The organism is Azospirillum sp. A23 (assembly GCF_042938965.1).
GTDB lineage: Bacteria > Pseudomonadota > Alphaproteobacteria > Azospirillales > Azospirillaceae > Azospirillum > Azospirillum melinis.
The window spans coordinates 161,416-177,908 of record NZ_CP170669.1 but is presented as its reverse complement, the minus strand read 5'-3'; the positions used below and the strand labels follow the sequence as shown (position 1 = coordinate 177,908).

The following is a 16,493-nucleotide window of genomic DNA, read 5'->3' as shown; positions in this document are numbered from 1 at the left end:
CGTCTCCAGACCTGTCCCGCATCATCCCGCCCACATCATCCCGTAAGGCGCTGCCGGTTGCCGTCGGGTTCGTGATCGGCCACGACAATTCCGGCCCCCGCCAGCTGCTGGATCACCGCCGGACCGTAGCCGAGTTCGGCCAGCACCGCGCGCGTGTCCTGTCCGACGCGCGGCGGGTCGCGGCGGATCGTGAGATCGGTGTCCGCCACATGGATCGGCAGCCGCGGCAGGGCGGTCCGGACCCCGTTCGGCAGGGTGGTCGGCATCAACCCGCCGGTGGCCCGCAGGTGCGGATCCTCAAACAGGTCCTCCGGCCGGGCGATGGGTGCGAAGGGAATGCGGGCGCGCTCGCACACCGACACCGCCTCCTCCATCGACAGGCTGCCGAACAGCGCCGTCAGCAGCGGCAGCAGACGCGGCCGGGCGGCGATGCGGTCGTTGTTGGTGCGGAACGTAGGATCGTCGCGGAGGTCCGGCCGGTCGATGACGGCGCAGAACCGCTCCCAATGGCTGTCGGTGGTGATGCCGACGAAGATCGGCCGCCCGTCGGCGGTGCGGAAGGTCTCGTAAACCGCCCAGGCCGACACGCGCTCCGGCATCGGCGGGATCGGCCCGTCCGCCTGGGCGGCGTAGCAAAGATGCTGCCCCATCAGGAACACCGTGGTTTCGAACAGGGCGGTCTCGACGGTCTGGCCCTTGCCGATCCGTTCCCGCTCGCGCAGCGCCACCAGGATGGCGATGACGGCGAACATGCCGCCGGTGATGTCCACGACCGAGGTGCCGGCGCGCAGCGGCCGGCCGCTCGGCCCGGTCATGTAGGCGAGCCCGGTCATCATCTGCACCACCTCGTCGAGCGCGAGGCGGCCGGCATAGGGGCCGTCGAGGAACCCCTTCAGGCTGGCGTAAATCAGGCGCGGATTGACGCGGGCCAGCGCGTCGGCGCCCAGCCCCAGCCGCTCCATCGTGCCGGGGGCGAAATTCTCCACCAGCACGTCGGCCTCGGCAACGAGACGATGCGCGATGTCCCGGCCCTCCGGCGTCTTCAGGTCGACGGCGATGGAGCGTTTGTTGCGGTTGAAATAGCCGAAATAGCCGGTGCCGAAGCCCTTCAGATGGCGGGTCGGCTCGCCGTTGGGCACCGGTTCGACCTTCACCACGTCGGCGCCGAGGTCGGCGAGGATCATGGCGCAGGATGGCCCCATCACCGTATGGCCGAAATCGACGACCTTGACGCCGGCCAGGGGGAGCGGCTTGGCAAAAAATTCGGCGGGGAGTCGGCGGGGGATCGGTCGATCATGCTCCGTCTCCCGGAAACTCTGCTGGAACCGGACGCGGCGACGCCCCGTCATAACGGTAGGGGATGGATGGCGGCATCGGCCCCTTGATGCGGCCGCCCTGCTGCGACTGCTCCCAGGCGTGCGCCATGATGCCGACCGAGCGCGACAGCACGAACAGCCCGCGCCCGAGCCCGGACGGGAAGCCAAGTTCGGCGAACACCACGGCGGTGGCGCCGTCGATGTTCATCGGAAGCCGCTTGCCCTTGCGCGCGGTCAGCGCATCCTCCACCGCGCGGCCGATGGCGGCGGCCTCTCCCGTCACGGCGCCCTCCCCCTTCGCCGCCTCCACCAGGGCCAGCAGCCGGCCGGCGCGCGGATCGACGGGATGGAAGCGGTGGCCGAAGCCGGGGATATGCTCGCGCCGCTCCAGCCGGGCGGCGATTTCATTCTCTGCCGCCCCGGCCATGGACATGCCTTCGGTCATGCGGGCGGCAACGGCGGCGTAGAGGTCCATGCATTGCTGGCCGGCACCGCCATGGACGTCGCCCAGCGCGTTGATGCCGGACGCCATGGCGTTGTTCAGCCCGACGCCGCAGGTGGCGGCCATGCGGGCGGTGGCGATGGATGGCGCCTGCGGCCCGTGATCCACCGCCGCCACCAGCGCGGCCCCCAGCAACCGGCCCTGCGCCGGTGTCGGCAATTCGCCGCGCAGCATCAGCCAGACCATGTCGGGGAAGCCGATCGTGCCGATCAGCTCCTCTATGGCATAGCCGCGCACCCGGATCGAACCCGGATGGATGTCGATGATCGACGTCCGCCACCAGCCGGCGGCGCTGTCGATGGTCCCTTCGGACATGGGAATTTCGGAGAAGGGAATTTCGGGCATGGGAATGCTCCCGGAGGACAAGCCGCGCCGGCCCGGCCTCAGCCGAGCACGAAGGGGTTGGCGCGGTTGGGTTTCGTGGTGATCCAGACAGACTTGGTCTGGAGATATTCCTTGATCGCCTCCACGCCCCCTTCGCGGCCGAGGCCGGAGCGCTTGTAGCCGCCGAAGGGCGTGGTGAAGCTGGTCGAGCGGTAATTGTTCACCCACACCGTCCCCGCGCGCAGCCGGTCGACGCAGTACATCGCGCGGTGCAGGTCGCGGGTCCACACGCCGGCCGCCAAGCCGAACTCGACGTCGTTGGCGATGTGCAGCGCATCGTCCTCGTCCTCGAAGGGGATGACGCAGAGGACCGGGCCGAACACCTCCTCCTGGGCGATGCGCATGTCGTTGCGCACCTGGGTGAAGATTGTCGGCGCCACGAACTGCCCCTGGCCGTATTCCGGTCCCGACAGGGCATGGCCGCCGAGCGCGCAGACCGCGCCCTCCTGCTTCGCCATGTCGATCATCCGCAGGATCTTCTCCCATTGCGGACGGGTGGCGATGGGGCCGATCTGCGTGTCCATGCTGGACGGGTCGCCGATGCGCGCCTCGCCCGCCGCCGCGACCAGCTTCGCGACGAAGGCGTCGTGGATGGTCTTCTGGACCAGCAGGCGCGAACCGGCCATGCAGGTCTGTCCCGAGGCGCCGAACACGCCGGATATGGCGCCCTTCACCGCCTGGTCGAGGTCGGCGTCGTCGAAGACGATGTTCGGCGACTTGCCGCCGAGTTCCAGCGTCACCTTCTTCAGGCCGGGCGCCGCGGCCTCGTTGACGCGCTGACCGCCGATGTCGCCGCCGGTGAAGGCGATCTTGGCGGTCAGGGGATGGCGCACCAGCGGCTCGCCCACTTCCCCGCCGAAGCCGGTGACGACGTTGACGACGCCGCGCGGGAAACCCGCCTCATGCGCCAGCTTCGCCAGTTCCAGGATGGAGGCGGAGGTGTATTCCGACGGCTTGATGACGAGGGTGTTCCCGGCCGCCAGCGCCGGAGCCATCTTCCAGGTGGTCAGAGCCAGCGGCGAATTCCACGGCGTGATGGCGACGACGACGCCGAGCGGCTCGTACTTCACATAGTTGAAGACGTCGGCCTTGTTGATCGGCACGACCGCGCCCTGAACCTTGTCGGCCAGCCCGGCATAGTAATGGAACCATTGGGCGACATTCCGCACCTGCCCGCTGACCTCGGCCATCAGCTTGCCGTTGTCGCGCTGCTCGATGGCGCCCAGCCGGTCGACATTGTCCTCGATCAGTCCGGCCAGCCGGCGCAGCAGCGCGCCGCGCTGGGTCGCCGTCAGCCCGGCCCAGTCCGGCGACAGGAAGGCGCGGTGCGCCGCTTCCACCGCAAGGTCCGCATCGGCCTGCGTGCCGCGCGGAATTCCACCCAGGCCCGCCCCGAAAAGGGCTCCGTCGTCTCGAACCACTCGTTGGAAACCGGATCGCACCAGTCACCATCGATGAACAGCTTGTAGCGTTCCACCCTTCGCCTCGCAAAAGTTCTGTTAGATAGAACCGTGTTTCATCTAAGAGAACATATGAAGGCAAATTGCGTCAAGCCTGAACCATTTGCCCCCGCACTTTTCTCACGGCTGGGACTTGTTCGGGCTGTCCTTGACGGCCGATGGCGGTGTCGAGGAAGAATGCACGCCGAAGCTGCCAATGAAGGGTGCGACATGACCGATGCGAAGCCGACCACGACCGCCGCATCCGCCGGGGGAGTTGAGTCCGTCGACCGGGCATTGAGCATCGTCGGCTGCTTTCAGGCGGGCGATCATGCGTTGAGCCTGACCGAGATCGCCGTGCGCACCGGGCTCTACAAGAGCACCATCCTGCGGCTGACCGTGTCGCTGGAAAGGGCCGGCTATCTCGTCCGCCACCAGGACAAGTCCTACCGGCTCGGCCCGGAGCTGATGCGGCTGGGGGGGCTCTACCAGCGCTCCCTGCGGCTGGAGGACCATGTCCGGCCGGTGCTGCGCCAGCTGATGCGGGAGAGCGGGGAAAGCGCCTCCTTCTTCCGGCGCGAAGGGGCGTGGCGCATCTGCGCCTTCCGCGAGGATTCGACGCAGGCGATCCGCGATCACGTTCATGAAGGCGACCGCCTGCCTCTGGACCGGGGTGCCGCCGGCCATGTGCTCACCCGCTTCGCCGGGCAGGGATCGGCGGCTGACTTCGCCGCCTTGCCTCTGCTCTCCTTCGGCGAGCGCAAGTCCGAGACCGGGGCCGCCGCCGTGCCGGTCTTTTCACAACGGGACGGGCTGGTCGGCGCATTGACCCTGTCGGGACCGCTGACCCGCTTCACCGGGGAGCGGGTGGCGGTGATGGCGCCCCTGCTGCTGGCCGCCGGCAGCCGCCTGTCGGAGACGCTGGGCGGACATTATCCGGATTCGGCGTCGCAGTCTGCATAGGCAATGGCGGCCCAAAGCGACATGGCGACGAAACGGTCAGACCATGTTCGTGCCGGAGGCGTCCGGGCCCGTGCCGGGAGGGCAGCGTCCTTCGTCCCGCAAGCACCACACCGACGTCCGGGGACGCGTTCCGGCTCTGTTGCAAGGTCTGCCGGCAGGCGGCGGAATGGCTGGACGCTGAAGGAAGCCAATCGGTGGCGGACCTCACGGGATGCCCGTAGCCATCATCCCGTGCCTGTCGGCAAACCTTGCAACAGAGCCTGTGAAAGACAGGAGTGGAAACACTAAATTTGCTATCTAAGGATTTATTGGATTCTATTTTTCCACCTTCATTCATTGTCTTCCGAGATAGAATTGCGCTATATAGGTGTTGTCATCCGCCAATGAGACCACCATGCCGGGAGGTCTCGGGCGTTGAGACCAAAAAACTGGAGGACTTTTAATGTCGGTCAAATTTGCCGGAGCGATGGGCTTTGCGGCCTCCCTGCTGTTCGCCATGCCGGTTCTGGCGGGAACCACCAGCGTCGTCGTACAGAACCTGTCCGGCCAAACTGTCACGGTGTCGGGGACCAGCATCGGCCTGCCGAGCTCGATCAACAACGGCAGCTCGGGAACGGGCACGTCCAGCTTTTCCTCCGGCCAGCCGGACAGCGGCGTCTTGACCGTGTCGGGGGGCGGCAAGACTTGCAGCTTCTCGTGGTCGCGACCGGGACAGCAGGTTAAGAACGGCCCGCTCTGCGGGACATTGACGGCTTTCGCCACACCGCTTGGCGTGACCGCTCAATGTCCGACCCCGAGTGTCAGCCAGCAACCTTCTCCGACCTGCACGGGTGCGATTGTGTTCAGCATCCGCTAAAACACCCGGCGCTAATAAATCTCGTTCATTGTGTATACTCGAAGTTCAAGATCATAAATTACTATGATCTGTTGAGACAAGTTGCACTGATGAGCATTTATTAGCGCCCTCAACCGCCTGACATAAGGGAGTGCTGAAAATGGTTGGAATCGGAAACTTCAATGCTCCCAATTTTACTATGATTGGCGGGAAAGATCTTAAGAACTTTATAGAGAAGTCAGTTTCTGAGGCAAAGAAAAAAATAGCTGTCGATGGAAATCTTGAGGGATTCAAGGCAGGCTTTACATCGGCAACTGGGGATATATCGGTCAAGATCACGTCGAAGTTGATGGTAGGGTCTGATGGGCAATCAGGGTATGGCCTATCTTACGAAATGGATACAAGTGAAAATGGCACTCGGATTGCTCACGGAGAAGGAGTAACCGGAGTTACAGCCAGTAACGAAGATATAGAGCGATTCCATTCGATGATGGCTGATATGAATGACGCATCGGCCGCACAATCGGTTAAAATGACAGAAGAAGAACATTTGAATTTTGTGAAAGAGAATTTTACACCGGATCAATACGAAAAGGTAGTTCAGGGCATAAAGGAATCCAAAGCGGCCTACGAAGCTCAGCAGAGGGAGCTTCGGGGGGAGAAGGGCGATGCGTCCTCTCCGGCGTCTGGCGGCGGCACGCGGCTTGACCGGATGGAGGCGCAGAGCGAGGATGCGGCGCAACTGGCCGAAAGGCTGCTGAAGGGCGTGACCGGGCGCGACCAGTCGGGGACGAACGGCACTGCGCACTGGCTGGCTTCCTCCCTCACCGATCCCGCCACCGACAAAGTCTCCGCCCAGACCGCAGACAAAGCGTCGCCTCCGCCTTCCTACAAGCCCGTCGATCTGAAGACCTGATTGTGGGACGGCCTGATGCGTTCGACATCTGGATCCTGAACGCATCCACGCTCTTCCCCTACTCCTCGACACAACAGGCATCGGTCGCACCTCACATGGTGATGTACGTCGATCATCCCGATGACGGAGCGTGAAAAATGGCTGGAGCGATCACGGATTATAACGGCCCCAACGTCACGCATGCGGGTGGTTCGGCCTTGAAGAAATTCATGGAAAGCACCGCTGCTGCCGCCAAAAAGAAAATTGAAGAGACCGGAAGCGTCGCGGGATTCAAGGCAGATTTCAAATCTGCCGATGGCGAGATTTCCGTGAATATCACGTCAGACTTTGGAACTGACTTGAATGGAAAATCTGGCTATGCCTTATCCTATCGCCTGGAGACAACAGACAAAGGCGTTCAAGTTGGTGGCGGCGAAGGTGGCAGTAACGTCGCCGACAGTGGAGATGATATCGATGAATTTGTATCGACCGTAGGTAAGATGAATGACTCAGTTGGCACAAAATCTGGGAAAATGACAGAAGAAGAAGAGCTTAAATATGTAAAAGAAAATTTTCCGCCAGAACAATACGAAAGATTCGTTCAGGGCATAAAGGAATCCAAAGCGACCTACGAAGCTCAGCAGAGGGAGTTGCGAGGGGAGAAAAGTGATGCGTCCTCTCCGGCATCCGGCGGCGGTACGCGGCTTGACCGGATGAAGGCGCGAAGCGAGGACGCAGCGCAGCTTGCCGAGCGGTTGCTGAAGGGCGTGACCGGGCGAGACCAGTCAGGGGCGAACGGCACTGCGCACTGGCTGGCTTCCTCCCTCACCGATACCACCACCGACAAGTCTTCCCCCCAGACCTCGGACGAAGCGTTGCCCCCGCCCTCCTACAAGCCCGTCGATTTGAAGACCTGACTGTGGAACGGCCTGATGCGTTCGGCATCTGGATCCTGAACGCATCCACGCTCTTCCTCTACCCCTCGACAACAGACATCGGTCTCACCTCACATGGTGATGTACGTCGATCATCCCGATGACGGAGCGTGAAAAATGGCTGGAGCAATCACGGATTACAACGGTCCCAACGTCACGCTTGCGGGTGGTTTGGCCTTAAAAAAATTTATGGAAGTCGCCGCTGCTGCCGCCAAAAAGAAAATTGAAGAGACCGGAAGCGTCGAAGGATTCAAAGCGGGATTTACATCTGCAAATGGCGAGATATCTTTAAATATTTCATCTAAGCCTATTGTTGATGGCAATGGACGCTCAGGATACGGCTTGATTTATAGATTGGATACAAATGATCAAGGTGTCCATGTAGCTGGCAGTCAAGGCATAATTGGCGTAACAGGTGATAGTAAGGATGTTGACGAATTTGTTTCGGCAGTTTCTGAAACAAATGATCTCATTGGCACAGAATCGTCAAATATGACGGAAGAGGAGGAGCTTCAATATGTTAAAGAGAATTTTCCGCCAGATCAGTATGAAAAGGTTGTTCAAGGCATAAAGGAATCCAAAGCGGCCTACGAAGCCCAGCAAAGGGAGCTTCGGGGGGAGAAAGGCGATGCGTCCTCTCCGGCGTCTGGCGACGGCACGCGGCATGACCGGATGAAGGCGCAGAGCGAGGACGCGGCGCGGCTTGCCGAGCGGCTGCTGAAGGGCGTGACCGGGCGCGACCAGTCAGGGGCGAACGGCACTGCGCACTGGCTGGCTTCCTCCCTCACCGATCCCGCCGCCGACAAGTCCTCCGCCCAGACCGCAGACAAAGCGTCGCCTCCGCCTTCCTACAAGCCTGTCGATCTGAAGACCTGAACGCTGCCCCCGGAGGGAAGAAGCCGGCCGGCCGGACGACTGTCCGCATCCGAGACCGGACACAGGGGGCGAGGACCGGCAACATCGTCCGTGCCGTCCGGTCTTTTCCTGTCCATGGCGCATTGCGTATGGTATTGACAGTTATGGTTGTGTCAAAGGTGTCTCCGTGGCGGTTCCGAGCGCTCTGAACGCATGTCCTGCGATCATACGCTGCATGGCGGTTGCCCTGGCTCTGGGAACCGCCGTTGGCGGTGCGGAAATCTCGCACGCACAGATGGCTCCGCACCCCCGCTATGCCCATGAGGGATCCGGGCCGACGCCGCCGGCAACCGGTCCCGAACTGCGTCTGACCCTGCCCGAAGCGGTCTATCTCGGGCTGCGGCGGAATAGCGGAGTCCGCGGAGCTTATCTGCAGCGGGTTCTCGACGCCTACAACCTGCATGTCGCGGAATCCGCCTTCACCCCCCGCGGAAATCTGCTGTCCACCGTCGATGCCGACCGCACCGGCGGCAACCGGGGACCGCCATTGACCTGTCGCCGACGGTGCAAACGCTGACGCCGCTGGGCACCATCATCGCGTTCGGCTGGGATCTGCGGCAGAGCAGCCGGCGGCAACTGGACGGCGGACTGTCGCGGGGGGAGTCGGCGCTCACCCTGTCGGTCATCCAACCGCTGCTGAAGGGGGCCGGCTACGACACCACAATGGCTCCGGTGCGCATCGCGCGGTTGCAGGAGCGCTACAACCAGCTTCGCCTGAAGACCGCGGTCGCCAACACCGTGACCGACATCGCCCGCACCTATCACCAGTTCGTTCAAACCCGCCAGCAGATCGCCCTCGCCGACGGCGCCCTGCAACGAGCCCGCGATCTGGAGGCGACCAACCGGGCCCTGATCGCCGCCGGACGGATGGCCGCGGTCGAACTGTTCCAGGCCCAGGCGACGACGGCGGCCCAGGAACTGGCGCTGTTGCAGGCGCAAAGCGCGTTCGATGCCGCGCGGCTCGCACTGCTGGCGCTGCTGGCGCTCGATCTCGACACGCGGGTCGTTCCCGCCGACCGGCTGGCGGCGAAGCCGGTGCGGATCGACGTGAACGAGGTGAGGGCGCTGGCCTTCGACAACCGGCCGGATTACCTGTCGCAGCTGATCGCCATCGAAAGCGCGCGCATCGGACTGGATGTCGCCCGCAATCAACGGCTGTGGGATGTTTCGGTGGTCGCCGGGGTGAGCGTGCCGGGGTCCGGGCGCAGCGGCTGGCGGGCGTCGGAAAAGCTGCCCGCCACCAAGACCGACCTGCGGGCCGGGCTTCAGCTCAACATCCCCATCAACGACCTGTCCCTGAAACAGCAGGAGGTCCAGGCCAGCGTCGGCCTGCGGCAGAACGAGGTTGTGCTGGAACAGCTGCGCGCCCAGGTCGATCAGCAGGTGCGCGACGGGGTGCGGACGGTCGACGCCATGTGGCGTCAATACACGCTCAGCCGGCAGGTGCGGGAACTGGGCGAACGGACGCTGGCCGGCGAGATGGCCAAGCTGCGCGCTGGACGGTCGAGCAATTTCCAGGTCGTGTCGTTCCAGGACCAGCTGCGCTCCGCCGAAAGCGGCGAGCTGGCGGCGCTGGTGGCCTATCTCGATGCGCTCGTCCTGCTGGACCTTCAGGTCGGCACCACCATCGACACCTGGGGCATCCAGCTGAACGATCCGCCACCATGATGCGCTCCCCCATCCCCACCCTCCGGCCCAGGCCGGCGCTGCTCCCGGCGCTGCTGTGCACGCTGGCGGCCGGCTGCTGCGCGCCGCCCGAGATAGCGCTTCCCCCCGTCACAGCGCCGGACATCGCGGCGCCGGACATGGCGGCTGACGGCCTGCCGCTGGCGGCCTACGCCCGTCCCACAGGCGAGGCGGGAGTCTCCCTCCGGCTGGTGTCGCCCTCCAACACGCCCACCGCCGGTCCGTGAGGCGCCGCATGACCATCCTCGCTCTCGACGGCGTGCATAAGAGCCATGGCCGCGCGGCAGGCGCGGTGCAGGTGCTGCGCGACGTGTCGCTGGACATCCGGAAGGGCGAGGTCTGCGCCATCGTCGGGGCTTCGGGATCGGGAAAATCGACGCTGCTCTCGCTGATGGGACTGTTGGACCGTCCGGATTCCGGGCGGCTCCGCTTCGAGGGGGAGGAGGTCGGTGCGGCCTCGGCGGACCGGCTGGCGGCACTGCGCAACCGCCGCATCGGCTTCGTCTTCCAGTCCTTCCATCTGCTGCCCCGGCTGACGGCGCTGGAGAATGTCGCCCTGCCGTTCCTGTACCGCGGCGTGCCGCCGCGCCTGGGCCGCGACCGTGCGGCGGCGATGCTGGAGCGGGTCGGGCTGGCCGACCGGCTGCATCACCGGCCGGAGGAGATGTCGGGGGGCCAGCGCCAGCGCGTCGCGGTTGCCCGCGCGGTGGTCGGCGATCCCGCCCTGCTGCTGGCCGACGAGCCGACGGGAAATCTGGACAGCGCCACCGCACGCCAGATCATCGACCTGTTCTTCGCCCTGAACGCCGATCTGGGGGTGACCGTGGCGCTCGTCACCCATGATCCCGCCATCGCGGCGCGTTGCGGGCGTCAATTGGTGATGCGGGACGGACGGCTGGACAGCGCGGCGTCCGGGGCCGTCCCATGAGGCGTGTCAGGCTCGTGAGGCCGATGGATGACGGGGAAAGCGGCGGGCGGCGGTGGCGGGCGCTGGCGGCGGACGCGTTGCGCAACCTCGGGGCGATGCGGCAGCGCTCGCTCCTGGCCCTGCTCGGCATCGCCATCGGAACGGCGGCGGTGGTCGCCCTGATCTCCATCGGCGAGAATGCCAGGGAACACTCCATGCGCCAGTTCCTCGCCATGGGGGCGGACATCCTGACGGTCCAGAAGGATTTCAGCCTGTCCGGCCGGCCGGCGGTCCTGACCCGTGCCGATGTCGACCGGCTGCGGGCGCTTCCCGGCGTCGAGGAGGTCGCGCCGCTGGCGATGCTGGGGGTGGAGATCCGCCAGGGGCGCACCCGCCTGCCCAGCGCCGTCGCCGGCGTCACCCCGGAGTTCTTTGCGCTGGTCCAGGCCAAAGCAGCGCAGGGCCGGACGCTGACGGAGGGGGACCGCGCCGCGACCGTCGTCGTTCTCGGGGCCGGGCTGGCCCGCCGACTGGCGGAAGACGGCCACCCCCCGGTGCCGGGCAGCCTGCTGCGGATGGGGGGATACAATCATACGGTGGTCGGCGTTCTCGCCGGCAGCACGCCGAACCCGGTGTTGCCGCTGGATGTCGACAGCACGGCCTTCGTGCCCCTGCCTGGCGCGCGGCGGGTGTCGGCCAACAGCGACATCACCAACCTCGTGGTCCGCAAGATGTCGGTTGCCGCCGATCGGGACGTGCGGCAGTCGATGACCAATCATTTCTCCGGCGGCGCCCATCCCCGCCCGGTCATGGTGCAGAGCGCCCGCCAGCTGATCGTCGCCATGAGCGATCAGGCGCGGGTCCACACCCTGCTGCTGGCCGCCATCGGCGGCGTGTCGCTGATTGTCGGCGGGGTCGGCGTGATGAATGTGATGCTGATGGGCGTGGTCGAGCGGCGGCGCGAAATCGGCTTGCGCATGGCCCTGGGCGCCCGGCCCATCGATGTCTGCGCGATGTTTCTGGCCGAAGCGCTGGCCCTCTCGCTCAGCGGTGGGATGGCGGGCGCCCTCCTGGGCCTCGCGGCGGCGGCGGTCTATGCATGGAATGCGGGGTGGGCGTTCGCGCCGTCCGTCCCGTCGCTGCCGCTGGGGCTCGGCATGTCCAGCGGGGTGGGGCTGTTCTTCGGGCTTTACCCGGCGATGCAGGCGTCCCGCCTGGAGCCGGTCGCGGCGTTGCGCGGGGAGTGAACGCCGATGCGGTCGAGAGGAATGCAAGGAGCGGGTCGATGAGCGTGCAGGCACCGCGATCGGCGGCCGGCGGATCGCGGCGGCGGGTCCTGGACAGGCTGGCTTGGTTCTGCGGCGGCGCCCTGTGCGCTGGCCTCGCCCTGAGCGGCCCGTCCTGGTTCGAGGATGCGCAGGCAATGCTGTCGGCAAGCCGAGTCCCGGCCGACAGGGCCGCGCCGACGCCGCGGGAGGGTGAACCGGAGATGGCCGTGCCGCTTCCCGTCCTGTCCCTTCCCGTCCTGTCGGTGGCCGGAACGGTCGAACCGGGCCGCACGGTGGCGGTGGTGGCGCCCTTCGCCGGATCGGTGAAGGAAAAGCGGTTCGAGTATGGCCAGTTGGTCGAAGCCGGTCAGGTCCTGCTGGTCATCGACGGCTTCGATATGGATATGCGCGCGCGCGACGCGGAGGCTGCCCGTCTCAAGACCGCGCAGCATCTGGACGAGGTCAGGAACTGGGCGACCGGCGCGGAGATGGCGCGTGCGCAGCGTCAGGTGGCCGCCGCGCGGCGGGAGGCCGAGCAGGCGCAACGCCGTGTGCAGGATGCCAAGCCCCTGATTGCCCAGGGCATCATTCCGCGGCAGGAGTATGAGGATCTGCTCAGGCAGGCGGACGCACAGGCGCTCAACCGTCAGGCGGCGGAAGAGGAACTGGCCACCACCGCGAAAAGGGGCGGGCGCGACGCCGTCCGCATGGCTGAACTGGAGCATGCGGGCGCCCTGGCGAAGGTCGAGGATCTGCGCCGGCAAGTGGAGCGTGCGGTGGTGAGGGCTCCGGCCTCCGGCATGGTCATGAAGGCGCCGACCGCCTCTTCGGCCAATACGCCCGGTGTCGCAGCGGTCGAGGTCGGGGCCGGGCTGTCCCAAAACCAAAGCCTGTTCCTGATTGCCGAGATGGACAGCCTGGCGGTCACGGCGCAGGTCGACGAGATGGACATCAACAGCCTGCGCGTCGGTCAGCCGGTCGACGTCACCGGCGAAGCCTTTCCGGACAGTCGGATGTCCGGACGGGTCGCCTGGGTCGCGCAGCAGGCGACGGCCGGTGACGGGGGGGCGTCGACCGGCTCATCCTTCGCCGTTCGCGTGGCGCTGCCGCCCCTGTCCGACACGCAGAAACAACGCATCCGTGTCGGCATGTCCGCGACTTTGACGATCGGAACGACTGCAGGGCCGCGCCTTGCCGAGTGAACCGTTCCGGCCTCGCCGGACGGGTTCCGCCAGATCGCCCTATCCGCCCTATCCGACGATGCCGGCATCGTGAAGGCGGCCGATCTCCGCGGACGGCAGCCCCAGCAGGTCGGCCAGCACCGCGTCGGTGTCCTGCCCCAAACCGGGGGCCGGGCGATGGTCGGTGCGCTCGCCCATGCCGGGAAAGCCGAGCGGCGATCCGGGAACCAGCAGCGACCCGACGCCGGGCTGGTCGATCTCGCGGAAAAGCGGGTTGGCGGTGGAGCAGCGCGCATCCTCGGCGACGAGCTGGCCGAAATCGCGGTAGGGCCCCCACAGCACGCCCGAGCCGGCGAACTCGACTTCCACCTGCGACAGCGTGCGCGCGGCGAACCAGGGGGCGAGCACGGCAGAGATCGCATCGCGGGCCTGGAAGCGTCCGCCTTCGTCGTCCATGTCCACGCCCATCAGCGGGCCGATCATCGCCAGCCTGTCGGCCAGCCCGGTCGCCTTGCCGAGCGCCTTCCACTGGCGGTTGGAAATGGCGACCACCATCGCGCGCCGCCCATCGGCGGTGGGAAAGTCGCGGCCATAGGCGCCGTAGAGGTCGTTGCCCATCGGCTGGCGCACGGCACCGTTCACCCGCACGTCGGCGAGGTAGCCGAGATTGCCGACGGTCGCCAGCATCACGTCGGCCAACGCGACCGTCACCTCCTGCCCCCGGCCGGTGCGGCGCCGCTGCCGGTCCGCCGCCAGCAACCCGGTGGCGAGATAGAGGCCGGCCGCCACGTCCCAGGCCGGCAGAACATGGTTCACCGGCTCCCCTCCCCTGCCGGTCGCCATCGGGAATCCGCCGGCGCAATTGACGGTGTAATCCACCGCAGCCGATCCGTCCGGATTGCCGGTCAGCCGCAGCATGATCAGGTCGTCGCGCTTGGCGGAAAGCGCCTCGTAGCCCATCCAGCCGCTGGCCGGCAGGTTGGTCAGCAGAAAGCCGGCATCCTCGCCCGACGCGGTGATGATGGCCTGGGCGATCTCCCGCCCCTCCGGCTTGTCGAGCGCCAGGGTGACCGACCGCTTCGCCTTGTTCAGCGCCGTCCAATAGAGGCTGGTGCCATTGGGCGCCAGCGGCCATCGGCGGTAGTCGATGTTGCCGCCGATGGGGTCGATGCGGATCACCTCCGCACCCAGCTGGGCCAGGGTCATGCCGCCCAGCGGAGCCGCGACGAAGGCCGAGACTTCGACGATGCGCAGATCGGAAAGGAGCAAGGACATGGGGGACGGATTCCGCTCGGGGGTGGATGCAGAGAGGGCGGCGGGAGCCGGTCAGGCCGGGGCGCGGACGCAACCCCGGCCTTGTCCGACCCGTCCTCAGACGCAGCGGCCGCCGTCGACCTCCAGCACCACGCCGGTGATGAAGGCCGCCTCGTCGGAGGCGAGATACAGCGCGGCGTTGGCGACGTCGGCGGGCTGGCCCAGGCGGCCGAGCGGAACGATGCCCAGCATGCGCGCCCGCTTCTCCGGGGTATCGCCGCCCATGAAGGTGGCGAGCAGCGGCGTTTCGGTGGCGACCGGCGCCAGCGCACAGACGCGGATGTTGTCGGGCGCCAGTTCCAGCGCCAGCGACTGGGTGATGTTGTGCACCGCGCCCTTGGTGGCGTTGTACCAGACCAGGCCCGGACGCGGACGCAACCCGGCGGTGGAGCCGAGATTGAGGATCACGCCGGACTTCTGCGCCCGCATCGTCGCGACCACCGCCTTGGAATAGAGGTAGATCGACTTGACGTTCAGGGCGAAGACGCGGTCGAACTCCTCTTCGGTCACGCTCTCGAACGGGCCGTTGGCGTGGGTGGAGCCGGCGTTGTTCACCAGGATGTCGAGGCGCCCGAATTTCTCGACCGTCGCGGCGATGGTCATCTCGACATCGGCGGTCCTGGTCACGTTGGCTTCGATGCCGATGGCGGCCTCGCCCAGCCGCTCCGCCACCGCGACGGCGGCGTCGCCGTTGATGTCGACGACCGCCACGCGGGCGCCCTCGCGCACGAAGGTTTCGGCCATCGCAAGGCCCAGGCCCTGCGCCGCCCCGGTGATCAGGGCAACCTTGCCGTCCAGGCGCTTCGTCATTCTCGGTTCCTTCCCCAGGGAATTATGTGGTGATGGGGGGAGGCTATCCGCGCCGAACCGGCCGTGCTATGGACCATCCGTCATAACTGCTATCAGCAGACAAAGCATAACAGGGGAGAAAACGGCTCCAGGCGCCTTCAAGAGACTCCATCAAAGCGCGCTGTCTTCTCCGGCACTGCCGGGAGCGACGACCTTGCCCTTGAGCACGCCGTTGGCGACGCATTTGACGACTTCGACATGGATCAGCCGCAGCAGGGCACGGGTCGCCTTCGACACCGGCTGATGCAGCGGCGTCGCGGTGACCAGCATGGCGTGCATGTCCTTCGACGCGATCTCGCGCGCGATCAGCCGGCCCTGGCGCACCTCGCGGTGGACTGCGCCGAAGGGAAGGATGGTCGATCCCATTCCCTCTTCCACCAACTGCTTGATGGCGGTGACGAAGTCGATCTCCATATCGACCTGAAGATCGATGTCGGCCCGGCGCACCGCCGCATCCACCACGCGGCGCAGGCCGTTTTCCAAACCGGGCAGCACGAAACGCAGGTCGGCCAGCATCTCGACCCCGACCGGCCCATCGTCGCCGGCCACCGCGTCCTTGGCCGATTGGACCAGCTGCAGACTTTCCACCAGCAGGGGAGACGACAGCATGCTGCGTCCGCGCCGCGCGTCGTAGAGGACGGCGAGGTCCAGCCGCCCGCCTTCCACCCATTCCAGCAGCGTGCCGCTGAACACCTCGTGGATGCGCAGGGTCGCGTCGGGATAGTTCTCGTGGAAGCGGCGGGCCAGCGGAGCGCCGAGCGTGGCGCAGATCGACGGCGGCAGCCCCAGCGTGACGGTCCCGGTCAGCCGTTCCGACTGGTCCTGGATCTCCTCCTTGATCTCGCTGAGCGCGCCCAGCAGGTGGCGCACCACGTCGTAGAGCTTGCGCCCCTGCTGGGTCAGCGAGACGCCGCGGCCGTGACGGTAGAACAGGCTGGTGCGCAGCTCGTGCTCCAGCTTCTGGACCTGCCGGCTCAGCGCCGGCTGCGTGATGCCCAGCTTGACCGAGGCCTTGGAGAAGCTGCCAAGGTCAGCCACCTGAACGAAATAGCGCAGTTCCAGAAGTTCCATCGCGGGCGGCCTTGTCCTTTCAGTCCTCCCCGT

Annotated in this window: 16 protein-coding genes and 1 pseudogene; 11 read left to right on the top strand and 6 right to left on the bottom strand. The window is 66.0% G+C overall.

All coding sequences use genetic code 11. The features are described 5' to 3' along the window. Positions 1–35: 35 nt before the first annotated feature. The 3 genes and pseudogenes from ABNQ40_RS33505 to ABNQ40_RS33495 all read right to left on the bottom strand — a co-directional run bounded on the left by ABNQ40_RS33505 (position 36) and on the right by ABNQ40_RS33495 (position 3,679). Positions 36–1,202, bottom strand: coding sequence for a CaiB/BaiF CoA transferase family protein (locus ABNQ40_RS33505; protein WP_391349439.1), 1,167 nt, complete (start codon positions 1,200–1,202; stop codon positions 36–38). Positions 1,203–1,293: 91 nt separating this feature from the next. Further along, on the bottom strand, positions 1,294–2,133 hold the full coding sequence (locus ABNQ40_RS33500) for a citryl-CoA lyase (RefSeq protein WP_109047122.1): 840 nt from the start codon (positions 2,131–2,133) through the stop codon (positions 1,294–1,296). 68 nt (positions 2,134–2,201) lie between these two features. Beyond that, positions 2,202–3,679, bottom strand: a pseudogene (locus ABNQ40_RS33495) (aldehyde dehydrogenase). A gap of 193 nt (positions 3,680–3,872) precedes the next feature. Between ABNQ40_RS33495 and ABNQ40_RS33490 the strand changes: the two are divergent. The 11 genes from ABNQ40_RS33490 (at position 3,873) to ABNQ40_RS33440 (ending at position 13,247) form a co-directional block, all read left to right on the top strand. Then, positions 3,873–4,604 (top strand): IclR family transcriptional regulator, encoded by a 732-nt coding sequence (locus ABNQ40_RS33490; protein ID WP_391349305.1) that lies wholly within the window; start codon positions 3,873–3,875, stop codon positions 4,602–4,604. A 442-nt stretch (positions 4,605–5,046) separates the two neighbouring features. Continuing rightward, entirely contained in the window at positions 5,047–5,460 is a 414-nt protein-coding gene (locus ABNQ40_RS33485) for a hypothetical protein (RefSeq protein WP_109047115.1), read from the top strand. A 139-nt stretch (positions 5,461–5,599) separates the two neighbouring features. Beyond that, positions 5,600–6,355, top strand: a complete 756-nt coding sequence (locus tag ABNQ40_RS33480) for a hypothetical protein (RefSeq protein ID WP_109047114.1) — start codon at positions 5,600–5,602, stop codon at positions 6,353–6,355. 137 nt (positions 6,356–6,492) lie between these two features. Further along, the gene (locus ABNQ40_RS33475) at positions 6,493–7,251 is read left to right on the top strand and encodes a hypothetical protein (protein ID WP_391349304.1); all 759 of its coding nucleotides are present in this window, start codon (positions 6,493–6,495) and stop codon (positions 7,249–7,251) included. Positions 7,252–7,386: 135 nt separating this feature from the next. Then, positions 7,387–8,145, top strand: coding sequence for a hypothetical protein (locus tag ABNQ40_RS33470; protein WP_391349303.1), 759 nt, complete (start codon positions 7,387–7,389; stop codon positions 8,143–8,145). 274 nt (positions 8,146–8,419) lie between these two features. Further along, on the top strand, positions 8,420–8,701 hold the full coding sequence (locus ABNQ40_RS33465; RefSeq protein ID WP_391349302.1) for a hypothetical protein: 282 nt from the start codon (positions 8,420–8,422) through the stop codon (positions 8,699–8,701). Further along, positions 8,689–9,852: a TolC family protein gene (locus ABNQ40_RS33460; protein WP_391349301.1), complete on the top strand. Its 1,164-nt coding sequence runs from the start codon at positions 8,689–8,691 to the stop codon at positions 9,850–9,852. Before ABNQ40_RS33465 ends, ABNQ40_RS33460 begins: the two co-directional genes overlap by 13 nt. Beyond that, on the top strand, positions 9,849–10,097 hold the full coding sequence (locus tag ABNQ40_RS33455) for a hypothetical protein (RefSeq protein ID WP_109047768.1): 249 nt from the start codon (positions 9,849–9,851) through the stop codon (positions 10,095–10,097). Before ABNQ40_RS33460 ends, ABNQ40_RS33455 begins: the two co-directional genes overlap by 4 nt. Positions 10,098–10,105: 8 nt before the next feature. Beyond that, on the top strand, positions 10,106–10,798 hold the full coding sequence (locus ABNQ40_RS33450) for an ABC transporter ATP-binding protein (RefSeq protein ID WP_109047769.1): 693 nt from the start codon (positions 10,106–10,108) through the stop codon (positions 10,796–10,798). A 23-nt stretch (positions 10,799–10,821) separates the two neighbouring features. Further along, on the top strand, positions 10,822–12,024 hold the full coding sequence (locus ABNQ40_RS33445; RefSeq protein WP_247879536.1) for an ABC transporter permease: 1,203 nt from the start codon (positions 10,822–10,824) through the stop codon (positions 12,022–12,024). A gap of 38 nt (positions 12,025–12,062) precedes the next feature. Beyond that, positions 12,063–13,247, top strand: a complete 1,185-nt coding sequence (locus ABNQ40_RS33440; protein ID WP_109047771.1) for an HlyD family secretion protein — start codon at positions 12,063–12,065, stop codon at positions 13,245–13,247. Positions 13,248–13,295: 48 nt separating this feature from the next. Here the strand turns inward: ABNQ40_RS33440 and ABNQ40_RS33435 are convergent, their stop codons facing one another. The 3 genes from ABNQ40_RS33435 to ABNQ40_RS33425 all read right to left on the bottom strand — a co-directional run bounded on the left by ABNQ40_RS33435 (position 13,296) and on the right by ABNQ40_RS33425 (position 16,460). After that, the gene (locus ABNQ40_RS33435; protein WP_109047772.1) at positions 13,296–14,501 is read right to left on the bottom strand and encodes a CoA transferase; all 1,206 of its coding nucleotides are present in this window, start codon (positions 14,499–14,501) and stop codon (positions 13,296–13,298) included. A gap of 96 nt (positions 14,502–14,597) precedes the next feature. Then, entirely contained in the window at positions 14,598–15,350 is a 753-nt protein-coding gene (locus ABNQ40_RS33430; RefSeq protein WP_109047773.1) for a glucose 1-dehydrogenase, read from the bottom strand. A gap of 150 nt (positions 15,351–15,500) precedes the next feature. After that, complete coding sequence (locus ABNQ40_RS33425; protein WP_391349299.1) at positions 15,501–16,460, bottom strand: LysR substrate-binding domain-containing protein; 960 nt, start codon at positions 16,458–16,460, stop codon at positions 15,501–15,503. Positions 16,461–16,493: the final 33 nt, after the last annotated feature.